The organism is Flavitalea flava, from assembly GCF_054461575.1.
The window spans coordinates 89292-103553 of record NZ_JBTLQH010000001.1; the positions used below are offsets into that span (position 1 = coordinate 89292).

A 14262-nucleotide genomic window follows, 5' to 3' on the forward strand; every position below is an offset into this window, starting at 1 on the left:
AACAAAAAAGATCCCACCAGGTAGTACTGATGGGATCTTTAAGGTAAATAAAAATATCGGTATTAGTTCTTATCCCACCAGAGTGGAGTAGTAATTTTATCCGGGCCGCCGAGTAACTGGATGGCCTTGGTCACTTCATCGCCATTGTTCTGTATTTCCGAGGTTAGGAAATTGATCCTTCTGATCCATTGCGTATTGGGATCAGGGAGATCAGGGTTATCCGAAGTAGCCACGGGGTATAATTTAAGTACATGGCCTCTCCGGTAATCGGCCCAGGCTTCTTCACCGTCAGGGAACAGGGCCAGCCATTTTTGGGTAGCAATTTGTTCCAGCTGAACAGCGGGGGTCGCACCGAAAAGGACCGGTATATTTGTCATAGGCGGTGAGTTGAGTAAATCGCCGGGTGCGATGGGTACGTTGATGCTATTGACATAGGCCGTTACCGTAGGGGCATCGGTAATGCCCCATTGAGCCAGGGAATTCGTGATACCTGCATTATACATGTCTTTAGCCGATCCGCCCATATTCCAACCCAGGAGTGCACCTTCGGCCCGAAGAAAATAGGATTCAGCCGTACACATGACATTCTGAGGAGTGGAGTTGGAAGTGGCAGTACCCAGTATAGTTCCATTCTTCGCAACAACTCCCGTCGATGACCATCTCTGACCCACATGTGAATTCATGTTATGGTCGTTTTTGGGATCACCCAGTTGAGCTACGGTAAGGCCGTTTCGTAAACCCTGATAATTATTAGTACCATTGGTCACATCGAAGGTCGGCAGGAAATAAACCGGCAGACGTGGATCCTGGTATCCTTTTAATACGGATGCCATGGAGGCGCTCATCCTGAACTCATTCCAGTCTGACATGATGGAAAGCCCGTTGCCATCTCCACCGGCTGTGCTTCTGGCGATCAGGGCATCATCGGCCGGGCTGACGGCCATTACGCCACCGGCCACGGCGGCCTCAGCTTCCGTTTGTGCACGGGCAGGATCCACCTTGGAAATTCTAAGGGCCAACCGCAAACGGAGCGAGTTGGCAAACTTGATCCACTGTGCAATTTTACCGCCGTAGATCAGGTCATAAGTGCCATAGGCGCTGGTTCCTGCGGGCAGGCCTTTCAGCACGGCCACCGCAGCTGCCAGTCTTTTAAAGAAATCATCGTAGATCTTGTCCTGAGGATCATAAGGAACCGTTGGGGAAGGTGTGCCCGCCTTAAAATAAGGAATGGGACCCCAGTAATCGGTTACTTTATGAAAAGCTAATACCCAAACGATATTGGCGATAGCGTTTTCTCCTGTGGCCGCATCGTAGTTGGTAAACAGGGTTTGCAACTGGGGCACCGCATCGGTGTATACCGGGTTAAACGCCGCGCTGACCCAGCCTTGGACAATGCTCAACCGATCGGAGCCGAAGTAAGTAGCTTCGCAGGCAAAATACTGCGCATATTGGTCTGCAAAAAGATTTTGCGCAACCTGGTAATTATTCTGGTTGATAGTAGCTACCGATTGTGCCTTTGAAAAAAGGAAAGGCAGTTCTGCAGCCCCGACGGTGGTGACTTTATTTTTATCCGTATTGATATCCTTATAATTCTTTGTACAGGATGCGAATAAAACGAGACCGCATAACAGGTACGCAGAAACCTGCCATCCAAAAAATATTTTTACTCTTTTCATATTCCTATAATTTAATGTCATTAGAAAGTAAGTTGGAGGTTAAGACCATAGCTACGGGTAGACGGCAGCGCGAAATATTCCGTACCTTGATAGTTACCATTACCCAAAGCCATATCCGGGTCCATCCACATTTTTCGTTTGCCCAAGCCAGGTAAATCCAAAATGGATTTTCCACGGTATAACCAGAACAAGTTGCGGGCGACGGCGGAAAGCCTGGCCGATTTAACAAAATTAAGATGTATAGGAAGGTCATATCCCAGTGAAACTTCTCTTACCCGGAAGTTGGTCGCGTTATAGGCAAAAAAATCTGCACTCCCATAGCGTTGTCCCGAGACTCTTGTCCAGAAAGCCTGTGCATTGATGCTCTTTGTGACCGGGTTGCCTGATACATCTACACCACCCAGGGTCAGACCGCCTTCCCGGAATTTGCCCGTGGCCTCCGGGATTCCGCTGGCGGCGAGGTTCATTTCTGTTCCTGAAACAAGGGTACCTCCGATCCGGCCATCGATCAATACACGGGCGGAGAATCTTTTGTATTTGAAGGTATTGGTCATGCCCACTGTCTCTTTCGGATTAAAGTTCCCGAGGACCTTTGGAAGACCTCCTGTCTGAAAAGTGGTCAGCGGAGTTCCATCGGCGTTCAACTGATGATTGCCTTTTGCATCGGTCAGCCAGTAATTCCCCAGCAGATCGCCATAACTTCCTCCCTCACGCGCGATCGGGATAATGGACCTGAGATTACCCGGTTTGTTGTCGCCGGTTAAATAGGCGGTTTTTACAAGATCGCTCAACTTGATGATCTTATTCCGGTTAAGCGCTAAATTAAGCGCAATATCCCAGGTGAAATCTTTGTTCCTGACCGGAGTAAGATTGACGACCAGTTCCAATCCCTGGTTCTGGATATTACCTGCATTCAAATATTGGGTTGCGTATCCGGTTGCCACTGGCAGATCCAGACGGAGCAATTGGTTAATGGAATTACTCTTATAATAGGTCACCGATGCTCCAAACCGGTTGTCCAAAAATTTTGCTTCCAATCCGATTTCCAGATTTTTTACAATTTCAGGTTTAACGCCGGGAAAAGGAAGCGTGGTACCCCGTGCTAAAAAGCCATTTCCTGCGCCTTGCGTATAATCATAAGTCGGGTATAGCAGACCAAACTGACCGCCATTGCCCACTTCTGCATAACTGGCACTTACCTTCAGGAAAGAAATGCTGGTTGGCAGAACAAAAAGATCGGATAATATGCCTGAAGCCCCGACGGAATAATATTGATAGGAATAGGGAGAAGCCAGACGGGAATCCCAGTCATTACGGAGACTGGCATCGAGGAAAATGGCATCTTTATAAGAAAAATTGGCCTGGCCGAATACAGCCTGGGTCCGAACTTCCTCTCCGGTTGTTTTGAAGGCCGGAGCCGTAGCAAAATTCAGACTGAACTTATTGATTACATTTAATCCATTGGCGGTAGACTGATCCTGAACAAATTCATTATCCTGGTAAATCGCTCCCACATGATAATTTACTTTCAGGTCCTTGGCAATCTGGTTTGTCCCATCGAAGATAACGTCGAACCATTTTTGTGTGGTGACCAGATTGTTCTTTTGATAATATCCACCGCTATTGGGAGCCCAGAGCAGCGTACCCTGCTGATATTTGGTTTCTGTTGCGTCAAAGATCCGGTCCAGATTTGCCCTGCCGGTTACATTCAACCAGGGAGTGATCTGGAATTTTGCGGATAAAAAGCCCATGACCCGGTTCCTGTTCTCATTCTGTGACGTGTTATTCAGCATCCAATAGGGATTCTGATAGATCGCCCCATTAGTAGAGGGCCAGGGAGAGGCTCCAGGTACCTTAAAACTGTTAAATACCTGATATTGCTCTGCCTGGGCAGTACTAACATTGCGGGGTATCTGGTAAAGATCCGAGACAGGGGCATTTTCCTCACCGGTACGAGGCCTGTTCTTAATGTCCTGGACGAGATAAGTGATCTTGGCATCCGTAGAAAACCGTTTGCCGAACTGATTGGTCTGACGTAGCGTAATCGTATGCCGCATCATGTCATTGCGTGGGGTGATACCCTCTATATTATTGTTGGTATAGGAAAAATAGGTCGTTGCTTTTTCCGAACCTCCGGAAAAACTAACAGAGTTATTGAGACTGGTGCCCGTTCTGAAGAGATCCCTGATATTATTCGGTTGAGCCGAATAGGTACCTGGTTTTCCCAAATAATCGGTATAGGCCTGGCCGGTCATTTTTGCTCCCCAGCTGGCTCCTTTGGTAATGTTCAGCGTATCGTTAAAACCTTGACCATACGAATTTTGCATTTTCGGCAGGGCGTAGGCAGATTCAAAAGTCAACCCGGAGTTGACATTGACGGAAAGTTTGTCCTTTCCCCCCTTTTTGGTGGTGATAACGATCACTCCATTACCCGCCTGGCTTCCGTACAATGCTGCCGCGGAAGCTCCCCGCAGAATGGTCATGGACTCGATATCATCGGGGTTAATACTGGATGCTCCATCGGAGCCCTGTACATTACCAAAATCGTTCCCGGGAACCATACCGGTGGGGGTGGTGTTATTGATGGGCACCCCGTCCACCACGATCAGGGCATTATTTGATTGCTGAATGGAACGGTTCCCCCGCAAAACGATCTTGGCACCGCTGCCGGGTCCGCCAGAGCCTTGGGTGATGACCGCATTGGCCACTTTACCCGCCAGGGAATTCAATACGTTGTTGGCATCCCGGACACCGGTGAGTTCCGACGGTTTTACCGTCTGCGTGGCATAAACCAGGGTCTTGGACTGCCGGGTAATTCCGAGGGCGGTAACAACCACTTCGCTCAACTGCCTGGAATCTTCTTCCAGCTCAATGGTTACCGAATTAGTACCCTGGTCGACCGCTACTTCTTTTCTAAGAAATCCTACGGAGGAAATCACCAGGACAATATTCCTGTCCGGCGCTGAAATGGTGAAACTGCCATCCGAACCGGAGGCGATAGAATTTTTGGTGCCTTTAACATTGACGGTGACATTCGCCAGGGAAGACTTATCGCGCTGATTGACAGCTTTCCCGGTAATTGTGCGATTTTGAGCAGAAGCGCCCATTCCCCATAGAATCAGGAGAAAGGCTAGAAAAAATCTGATTTTTCTCATTGTGCAGTTTTGGTTTGAAAATGAATGAATTAGACCTTAAGCAAAATAGATTCTGACTAGTACGGCCCTGGTCATCGATATCAGCTAAGGACCGGGGTTAAACTGGGATCAGAAAGTACGGGTTAACCCGTAGTTATAAATAGTGTCGGAATAACAGAAATCGTAATGGTTTAATGTTAAATATTTTTTAACATTTTCATAAATCTAAACAATCCTTTTCTAATTCCCATTTTTGCCTTAATAATACGTTAATAGGTAATGCGTTGTATCTCAATTATCTATGCAAGACAATCGATTGCAGCAATCGTTTGCGTAATCTTTTTGACCCTAAAAAACGATACTTTTGTCATATGACGGCCAAACAACGATTAGAAGGAAAAGTCAGTTTTGTGATGCACGAAAAGGAGTATGTGGCTATAGAATATACAGCGGGCGGGAAAAAAAGGACGATTAATGGCAAGATTGACGAGGCGTCCCAACTAAAGTTAAAAGAGGAAAAACTGATCAAAAAGAGCCACCATTTCCGCGAGGGGGATGAGGTTTATTTTACCCTTTCCCTATCTGCCAGGGGGGATAAAATGGTTGCGGAACAGATCATCTACCGGTTCAATAATGCCTTAGGTAACCTGATCAACCGTTCCAAAACGGATAATACATTCACCGGATACCTGAAATTGGTAGATGGCGGGTATTTTGTAAAGGAGACGGGCAGTTACCTGTTCTTTCCTGTTCCTTTGTCTGTCTGGGAAATACCGCCGTCCGAACGAACCCTGAACGAACCCGTTCAATTCCGGCTGGAAAATACGGGGAACCCCGAGAAGATAACTGCTTCGCTTTTCAAACATCAATACATACCCGAATATCTGACGGCGCAACGCTGGTTCGCTGATAAAAAAGTCATTCAGGCTACCATTCATAAAGTAACACCCCACAGCCTCTATATAAATTTGATCGGGGAAAAGATACAGGCGAAAATGCCGGTCCCGTCCATGCACATTTTGTCCACTCCTCAGCCTTCGGAAGCTGGTGGACAATCTTCTGTTCAACCCGTGGCCGGCGATTCCCTAAAGGTCCGGATTACTTTTTTAAGTCCAGCCCGGATTGCTGTTGAAGCGGTATAAGTTTCCTAACCATAATGAGGCATATGATCGTCGGCAAATCTTTTTTGAGATTCCTGCCAGTTATTGAGGGTCTGTTTGCGGTTGTTGTTGAGATTGTTATTGGTTTGATTGAAAGAGTTTACGGATTCATTGACCTCTTTTACTGCTTTATTATAGGCATCCACATCCTGTTTAGTGCGTTCCTTTGACGACTTTTCTTCAAATGACTTTTTTAATTTGGCAAAATCTTCTTCTTTCAGATAAAAGTCTGTCAGTTTGGGAACTTCCTTTTCGGCTGCATTCTTGTAGAATTGAAGAGCCTGTCGGCAGGCATTAGCCAGGGACGGGTCACCGTCAAAGGTTTTAAGGGTATCCAGGGACTTCAGCCCTTCGGCGGCATAACTCAGCATGGCACTCCGCGCTTGTTCTACGTCGTTCACTTTTTTATTATTCATGGCCGTGACCATCTGCCCGTCTTCCCAATTACATTTAAAGAAGGCCAGGTATACCTGATTGCTATACGTATTCAACTTTCCCGCAGTCTCCATTTTTTCGCTAAGAGCATTTTTTTCTTCGATAAGAGTTACATTATATTTTGCGGCAAATTCTTTTGTCGTTTTTTGCAGGTCGGCCGATGCTTCTTTTAGCTTGTCGTTTACTTTTTCCTCCAGCAGGAGATAGACCTGCATTTCATCGACGGATTGTTCCGCCAGTTCCTCGATATTCACGATCTTCTTGTAGTCTTCGCTAAAGACCAGGTAACAAACCTGTATGTAATCTATGCTCCCTTTACGCAGGGAATTGTCTCCTTTGTACTGATGGATATCCGTAGTATTATATTTGCATTGCAGGATATTATCCAGCACCTCCTGCCGGAGCTTTTCCACTTTACGGGCATGGCGCCCGTGTGCCACGGCGCTCAGGTATTGCATATATTTGATATCCATATCTCCTCTGGCCTTGGCAATGGAAGACATGTAATCCCCCGGATTATCCGTGGTCTGAGCGAGTACTTCCGCCGGAAATAAAAAGTAAGAAAAAGATAAGAGGAACAGGCCAAGGCAATGCCGTGTAAAATGCAGGGAAAAGGGGTATAAAAGGGTCATAAATAAGGGTTTTGAAATGGTTTTAAATGGGATCCGGTAAAATCAGATGCTACAGATGCTATAAAAATAAATTATTTAATGATAACCTGCAATAGCCGGTAAGCCATATTGATATAGGGGTCGAATTCCACATTTTCCTTCCTTTCTTCATTGACTTCCTTCAGGTCCGGATCGATCTGCAGTCGTTTTTGCTCAGAGGCGTGGTTGGTGACGGTAAACAGTAGATTTTTTTCCGGCTGGTCTTTTAAAGAAGAGTCGGAGACGGCACCCGCGATACCGGATTCCCGGACCTCCTTTTTCTTTTCCTGCCAGCGGTCGTCCATGAGTAAGGAAAAATCAATGACAGGAGAAGGCTTTTCTTTTTCAGCGGCATGTTTGCCCGCTTCTTTAAAAAAGGAGTCTGCCTCCAATTCTTTTTTAGCGAGCGATGCAACCTCTTTTATGGGCAACGGGGGAAGAGCTTTGTAATATTTGTTGGGGGTAATATCCGGAGACCGGAGTGCGAATTTTTCGTCCGACTCCCTTTGTTGCATTGCATCAGCCGGATCAGGCAAAAGGATATCCGGTTTTACCCCGGTAAATTGCGCAGTGGCGCCGGTTATTCTGTAAAGACGGGATGTGGTGATTTTAAGATAACTGGTAGCGTCACCTTTGCCATTATACGAAGCCAGGTCGATAGTGGTATCCATCGGCAGTACTACTTGTGCGGTCGCTTTGCCGTAGGTGGGTGAACCTGCAATCAGCGCCCGGTTATAATCCTGAAGAGTGCCTGCCAGCATTTCGGATGCAGAAGCGCTTTGTCCGTTGACCAGGAGCAATAAAGGACCGTCGTATATAGTGCCCCGTGTTATATCTTTATAAGTGACAATTTTGGTGTTTTTTTCCTGGACCTGCGCCACAGGCCCCGCATCGATAAAAATCCCTGCGAGTTCGACGGCTTCCTGCATGGAACCGCCTCCATTGTAACGAAGATCCAGGATCAGCCCTTCCATATTCTCTTTCTTCAATTTGATGATCTCGCGGGCTACATCGTTGGCGCATCCGTTAACCCCTTTATTGTTTTCCCAATCGGAATAAAAAGCCGGCAGGGAAATATAACCAATGGTCCGGGGGCCTTTTAAAATAAACCCTTTCACTTTATCTTCATCCTCGTCCATATTCAATCGTTCTTTATGCAGAACGACCTGACGAAGTGTTCCATCGGCTTTTTTTATGGAAAGCGTGACTTTGTTACCCCCGGAAGCAGCCAGCATTCCCTGGATCTCTGTCAGGCCTGCGCCGGAAACATCGATGGCTTCCTTTTCATCCCAGCGAATGGATTGTATCTTATCTCCTTCATTAAGGGCACCGCTCTGGAAAGCCGGTCCTCCCGGTTTCATGTGACCGACCTGCGGGTTGCCATCTTCATCCTCGCTGAGTGCGAAACCAAAAGAGAGAGGTGTATTACCCAGGTGGCTTTCAAAATCCACCTTCTCTTCCGGAGGAAAGAAATTAGTGTGAGGGTCATAACAGGAAGCCAGTGCCTGGCAATAAATGGTTCCGATGATGGATTCCACTCCCATCGGGCTTTGAAGGATCCGTTTGATATACCTTTTGACTGTTTTGCTGGTCCTTTTCCGTAATAAGGATTCCAGGCTATCCGTGAATTTTTTGGATGGAGGTTTGGAAGGCCCGTTGGCGTCAAGGTGAAAAGTGATGATCTTATTCAGCACGGATAGCTTTTCCAGTTTGTAGATCTTTGTATGTATCCCGGCTACATCCGCTGCATAGGAAGTATCTTCCTTTGCGGAGAATTTTTCACGGATGGAAAAATCAAAGGGGATCGCGCCGATGTGATCGATCAGGGTATCGGCCTGGATCAGTCTTTGTTTATAAATGCCGATAAGCAATTGCAAAAAATTGTATTGCCGGTTAAGGATTTCTTCATCCAGTTTGAACCGGTAGACGGACAGTTTGTTCATATCCTCACGGGTAAAAAAAATGCGTTGTTCATCCAATTCCTCCAGTAACCGGGAGAAAAGGACGGAAGACATTTCATCATTGATGGGGCGGGGCTGTATATGGAATTTTTCCACCATGCGGGTGATCAGGAATGCGTCCTGGGCAGCCTTTTGCAGGGGTGGGTTAGCGGGTTGAGCCATAAGGCCGGCGGTCCGTAGAAAAAAAGTAAGGGAAAATAGCGCGAAGCCGCGTAAAAGGGGTAACCATTTTTGCATAAAATCGGGTCAGTATATCCAAAGTGAAAATAATTAAATTCTTGCTATATTCGCCTCTTAATTTATACCTGCGATGGCAACAACAAAAATTACGGTTAACAGCAATGGATCTCTGAAAGTGGAAGGTGATTTTGAGATTGTAGATAAAAGCGGAACCAACTATGATCTGGCCGGCCGGGAAATAGTTTCCATATGCCGATGCGGGTTATCTCAAAATAAGCCTTTCTGCGATGGGTCTCATAAAGGCCATTTTGATCATGAGGCTATCGCCTTTAATCTTCCGCCTAAGAAACCTGTATAAACTCTTTTATCATGGAATACAGACAATTGGGCGGGTCGGGGCTGAATGTTCCGGTATTAAGTTATGGCACGGCCACTTTTGGCGGAGAAGGATCCTTTTTTAAGGCCTGGGGAACGACCAGGGAAGAGGAAGCCGTCCGGCTGGTTAATTTGTGCATGGATGCCGGGGTAACCTTGTTCGATACGGCAGATGTTTATTCAACAGGAGTCTCCGAGGAGATCCTGGGAAAGGTGCTTTCTGATCACAAATTAAGGAATAAGGTGCTGATTTCGACCAAGGCTACCTTTAAAATGGGGGAAGGTCCGAATGATTACGGCTCCTCTCGTTTTCACCTGATCGAATCCTGCGAAAACAGTCTTCGCCGTTTAAAGACCGATCATATCGATATTTACCATATGCATGGTTTCGACGGCAATACGCCGGTGGAAGAAACCCTTAAGGCGCTCGACAACCTGATCCAAAGCGGAAAGGTCCGTTATATCGCCTGTTCAAATTTCTCAGGCTGGCATTTAATGAAATCTCTTTCCGTATCGGAAAAATATGGCTGGTCCCGTTATGTGGCCCATCAGGCTTATTATTCCCTGCTGGACAGGGAATTCGAATGGGAATTGATGCCCCTTGGTCTGGACCAGAAAGTGGGAACCATCGTATGGAGTCCTTTATCCTCTGGACGGCTGAGCGGGAAATTTCGCAGAAATCAACCGGCCCCGCAGGATAACCGCATCAACCAGGGAGGCAGTCATGGTCCTGCTACTGCGGAAGAATTGTTATACAACATCGTGGATGCCCTGGATGAAGTCGCAGAAGAGACCGGTAAGTCTGTTGCGCAGATAGCCCTGAACTGGTTATTGCAGCGGCCTACGGTGTCCAATATCGTCATTGGAGCCCGTAATGAAGAACAATTAATGCAGAACCTGGGAGCTGTTGGCTGGAATCTTTCTTTGGACCAGGTTAAAAAGCTGGATGCTGCCAGTGATAAACCCCTGATTTATCCGTATTGGCACCAGCGGCAGGATCTGAAACTGAACCCGCCGCCGGAATTGTATTGATTTCCCATAAAAAAAGGTTCCATGCAACATCCTTTCCGAAAAGGTGACTTTACTATAACTTTACTATCAGTAATAATATAGCATCTGAGTATGAAAAAAATGATCTTTTTCGCAGTATTTACCTGCCTGCAGACCCTGGCAGGGAAGGCCCAATCCGGTTCTGGCGGAACTCCCCCCTATCTGCTGAAATCCCTTTCGGGAGAATCCATTAACAAGGTAGACCTGGAAACGACGGGCGGCAATATTTCCATCGTGGGGGTAGCTGCTGCCGAAGCCCGTCTGGAGGTATATATCTGGGGGAATAATGATCGGGATCTTCCCAAAGAGGAAATTCAAAAAAGACTCAGCGAAAGATATGAATTCAATATTTCTGTGGCCGGAAACAAACTTACCGCCATTGCCAGGCCTAAATCATCGATGAACTGGAACAACAAAGGTCTGACAATATCCTTTAAGGCCTATGTGCCGGTAGGCGTTTCTTCCAATCTCCGCACCAGCGGCGGTAATATCAACCTGAAAAACCTGGCAGGGGGCAATCAGGAATTCAGGACCAGCGGCGGCAACCTGGATGTCGACCAGCTTAGCGGAAAACTGAACGGAAGGACCTCCGGTGGAAATATAAATCTCTCCGATTCCAAGGACGATATCGATCTAAGTACCAGCGGAGGAAATATAGAAGCCATCAATTGCCAGGGGGATATGCGTCTCAGTACTTCTGGCGGTAATTTGAAATTGCGCCTTTTGCAGGGTACTATCCGCGCCACCACCAGCGGCGGAGATGTCCGTGGCGAAGAAGTATCCGGAGATCTGCAAACCAGGACCTCGGGAGGGAACATCCGGCTCAGGGATCTTTCCTGCAGCCTGAATGCCTCTACGAGCGCAGGTGATGTCGATATTACCATGAAGTCGTTGGGGAAATTCATTACCCTGACCAATTCCGGAGGGAATATCAGCCTGCAATTACCGCAGGATAAAGGATTGAACCTTACTGTCAATGCCGAGGAAGTCCGGACAACCCGGCTCACCAATTTTAAAGGGGATATCGATCAAAAACATATTGACGGGACGATTAACGGGGGAGGCATCCCTGTGAAACTCAGCGGGAGCGGCGGCAATGTGAATCTGACCTTCAAATAAGCTCAGAGCTCCTCCAGGTTGATAATACCATATTGAAGGGCAAACTTGATAATCCCGGCGATATTGCGGGCGCCCATTCGTTTCATAATATTGCTCCGGTATTGTTCCACTGTTCTTTCTGACAAAAAAACCTGCTGACTAATCTCCCTGGCCGTTAGTTGTTTGCAGGTAAGCCGGATGATCTCCACTTCTTTTGCCGAAAATTCGGTATTGGCGACGATCAACCGGGTATGGTCCTCTTCGAAAGATATCCTGTTAATGATATGGTTGCGCGCTTCCCGGCAGAAATAGTCCTTGCCATCCAGAAGATAGGCAACGGCTTTGTTGAATTCTGCATCATCTTCATGTTTGACCACATATCCATTGACACCGGCCTCGAACATTTTTAATACCGAGGCGGCATTTACGTTGAAGGAATAACCAAGGATCCTGGTGCCCGGGCAGCGGTATTTGATCTCCTTGGTCACGGCATCTCCGGAAATGTCCGGCAGAACATTGTCGACGATCACCAGTTGAGGTTGATATTTCAGAGCGAGGTCTATCCCGGAGATTCCGTTATTGGCATGGTAGAAATTTCTGAACTGTCCTCCGATGAGAAGTTTGATGCCATTGACGATCATATTGTGGTCGTCAATGACCAGTAAGGAGTGATTCTTTTTCTGCTCTCCGCTCATATTAATGGAATTGAGATAACTATTGAATAACCTTCCGGATAGTTATTATGTCGGTGAAAGCTGCCATTTAACAGCGCTGTTCTTTCTTCCATATTCTGCATGCCGATTCCACCACCAGTGTTTCCGTCCTGGGTTAATTGTTGTTCCTGTTCCATGCCTTTCCCGTTATCCGAATAGGCTATCCGGAGGTCCTTGTCCGATGCTGCAACTTCGATGGAAATGATAGTGCATCCAGAATGTTTAATGGAATTACTGATCAATTCATTCATAATTCGGAGCAGGTTGGTATACTGGTTATGGCTAAGAACCCGGTCACCGTTAGAGAAGCTGCATTGATGATCGATTCCTGTGGTGATTTTTATTTTTTCAAGGACAGTGGCGGTTTCCTTGTAAAAGGATTGGATCGTACTGAGTTCCCTGGACTTCAGGTCATGGGAAATTCCTCTCACTGCTTCCATGATGTTCATTAACTGGATTTTCAGTTCTTTCACATGGTTAGAAGGGTTGGATTCCGATTCCTTTTTCACCAGGGTATTTGCATAGAGCAACATCGGACCGATCTCATCGTGAAAATTACGGGCAATGCTTAATTGAAGATTCAGCAGGCGCTGCTTTTGCGTTGTTCGAAAGGTTAGGAACCAGGCAACTCCTCCGGCAATCAGAAGGCTCATGATAAAAAAAAGCATAAACCCGAATTGTTCTGCCTGCTTTTTTTTCGTCTCTGAATTTAGCAGTTCATTACGGGTGTTTTCCGCCTCTGCGAGGGCATAAAGATTATTGTCCTTATCGGAGGTAACGGCATAAAAGGCGGAATCGCTCATCTGGTAGAGTTTCCAGAGATTTTTGTAGGCAGCCTCGTATTGCCCGTTACCGGCCAGGAGTTTGGTGCTGCTTTCCAGGAGGAAACCCTGCCGCAGATTGGAAAAATGAACGAGGCTGTCATGTAAAGCTTCTACCAGGTCCAGATAACGCTTTGCGCTATCCTTTCTCTCCTTGTCAAAATAGAAATCAAAGGCTTCCGTATATAATTCTTCCGTATAAGAAGGTTGGAGATGTTTCAGGAACCCCCCGGAACGCACCTCGGTAAGGGCCATTTGCAAAAGGTTCTGGGCCTGGGTATAATGGTTAAGGTATTTTTCTCTGGCAAAAAGGATAGTATGGTTAATATAATCATAGAACGTTTGATATTTTTTGAATTTATCAGGCTGCTCGCGGATAGCCTCCAGTATACTTTCACTAATACGGATTCCTTCGCCGCCTTTTGCGGTATCACTTGTCTTAAAAGCGGAATAAATGGCTGCCTCCAAAATACCGAAGACAACAAAAACCTGCTCGGGACTTATTTTTCCGGATCGGATCCCTGCCGGCACTTTCCGTAAAACGGGTAGCAGGGTATTATATTTGGAAAAGACACGTGCGTAATCTTTATTATTATAGTAGAGCGTAATGGCAAAAAGATCACTGTGTGGGATCCCCTCTTTTTCAAAAACCCCCGTTTTTATTTTTTCCTCATTATTTTTTTCGGAATAATAAATGGCACTTCCGTATTTATTCATGTTATAGGAGAAAATGGCCAGATAGGTATAATACTTTCCCCGGTACATGCCTAAGGTTTTGTTTCCAAAAGCGATTTGCCGGTAAACGGATAACAGTTCCTTCAGGCTATCATCGTTCAAAAGGAGCGGAGCGGCCGAGTCAACTCCCTTCAGGTAGACAGTGTCCGGGAGAAAATGCCCCTGATATCGGGCAGAAAGTTCAGCGAGATGTTTTTTTAGAGAATCTGTTTTTTGGGCCTGGATCGTTTCAAAGCCGAAACACAGCATACATAAAAAAACAAGTTTAGAATTC

General features: G+C 46.5%; 10 protein-coding genes. 4 read left to right on the top strand and 6 right to left on the bottom strand.

The window, feature by feature from the left end:
- Positions 1 to 62: 62 nt before the first annotated feature.
- Together ACX0G9_RS00325 and ACX0G9_RS00330 are read right to left on the bottom strand one after the other, a co-directional pair.
- Positions 63 to 1676 carry a SusD/RagB family nutrient-binding outer membrane lipoprotein gene (locus ACX0G9_RS00325; protein WP_459062835.1) on the bottom strand — a complete coding sequence of 538 codons (1614 nt, stop codon included), beginning with the start codon at positions 1674 to 1676 and terminating at the stop codon, positions 63 to 65.
- A 20-nt stretch (positions 1677 to 1696) separates the two neighbouring features.
- Positions 1697 to 4831 carry a SusC/RagA family TonB-linked outer membrane protein gene (locus tag ACX0G9_RS00330; protein ID WP_459062836.1) on the bottom strand — a complete coding sequence of 1045 codons (3135 nt, stop codon included), beginning with the start codon at positions 4829 to 4831 and terminating at the stop codon, positions 1697 to 1699.
- A 350-nt stretch (positions 4832 to 5181) separates the two neighbouring features.
- Between ACX0G9_RS00330 and ACX0G9_RS00335 the strand changes: the two genes are divergently transcribed.
- Positions 5182 to 5952 (top strand): hypothetical protein, encoded by a 771-nt coding sequence (locus ACX0G9_RS00335; protein WP_459062837.1) that lies wholly within the window; start codon positions 5182 to 5184, stop codon positions 5950 to 5952.
- Between the two features lie 5 nt (positions 5953 to 5957).
- Here the strand turns inward: ACX0G9_RS00335 and ACX0G9_RS00340 are convergent, their stop codons facing one another.
- Both ACX0G9_RS00340 and ACX0G9_RS00345 read right to left on the bottom strand, forming a co-directional pair.
- Positions 5958 to 7037 carry an LIC11966 family surface protein gene (locus ACX0G9_RS00340; protein ID WP_459062838.1) on the bottom strand — a complete coding sequence of 360 codons (1080 nt, stop codon included), beginning with the start codon at positions 7035 to 7037 and terminating at the stop codon, positions 5958 to 5960.
- 71 nt (positions 7038 to 7108) lie between these two features.
- Complete coding sequence (locus ACX0G9_RS00345) at positions 7109 to 9178, bottom strand: S41 family peptidase (RefSeq protein ID WP_459062839.1); 2070 nt, start codon at positions 9176 to 9178, stop codon at positions 7109 to 7111.
- A 148-nt stretch (positions 9179 to 9326) separates the two neighbouring features.
- On the opposite strand from ACX0G9_RS00345, the gene ACX0G9_RS00350 reads away from it, so the two are divergent.
- The 3 genes from ACX0G9_RS00350 (at position 9327) to ACX0G9_RS00360 (ending at position 11740) form a co-directional block, all read left to right on the top strand.
- Positions 9327 to 9554, top strand: coding sequence for a CDGSH iron-sulfur domain-containing protein (locus ACX0G9_RS00350; protein ID WP_459062840.1), 228 nt, complete (start codon positions 9327 to 9329; stop codon positions 9552 to 9554).
- Positions 9555 to 9565: 11 nt separating this feature from the next.
- A complete protein-coding gene (locus ACX0G9_RS00355) occupies positions 9566 to 10603 on the top strand; it encodes an aldo/keto reductase (RefSeq protein WP_459062841.1) in 1038 nt (345 codons plus the stop codon).
- A gap of 90 nt (positions 10604 to 10693) precedes the next feature.
- The gene (locus ACX0G9_RS00360; RefSeq protein WP_459062842.1) at positions 10694 to 11740 is read left to right on the top strand and encodes a DUF4097 family beta strand repeat-containing protein; all 1047 of its coding nucleotides are present in this window, start codon (positions 10694 to 10696) and stop codon (positions 11738 to 11740) included.
- A gap of 2 nt (positions 11741 to 11742) precedes the next feature.
- Here ACX0G9_RS00360 and ACX0G9_RS00365 read toward each other — a convergent pair whose 3' ends face one another.
- Positions 11743 to 12414, bottom strand: a complete 672-nt coding sequence (locus ACX0G9_RS00365; RefSeq protein ID WP_459062843.1) for a response regulator — start codon at positions 12412 to 12414, stop codon at positions 11743 to 11745.
- On the bottom strand, positions 12411 to 14237 hold the full coding sequence (locus ACX0G9_RS00370; protein ID WP_459062844.1) for a sensor histidine kinase: 1827 nt from the start codon (positions 14235 to 14237) through the stop codon (positions 12411 to 12413). The genes ACX0G9_RS00365 and ACX0G9_RS00370 overlap by 4 nt, the downstream gene beginning before the upstream one ends.
- Positions 14238 to 14262: the final 25 nt, after the last annotated feature.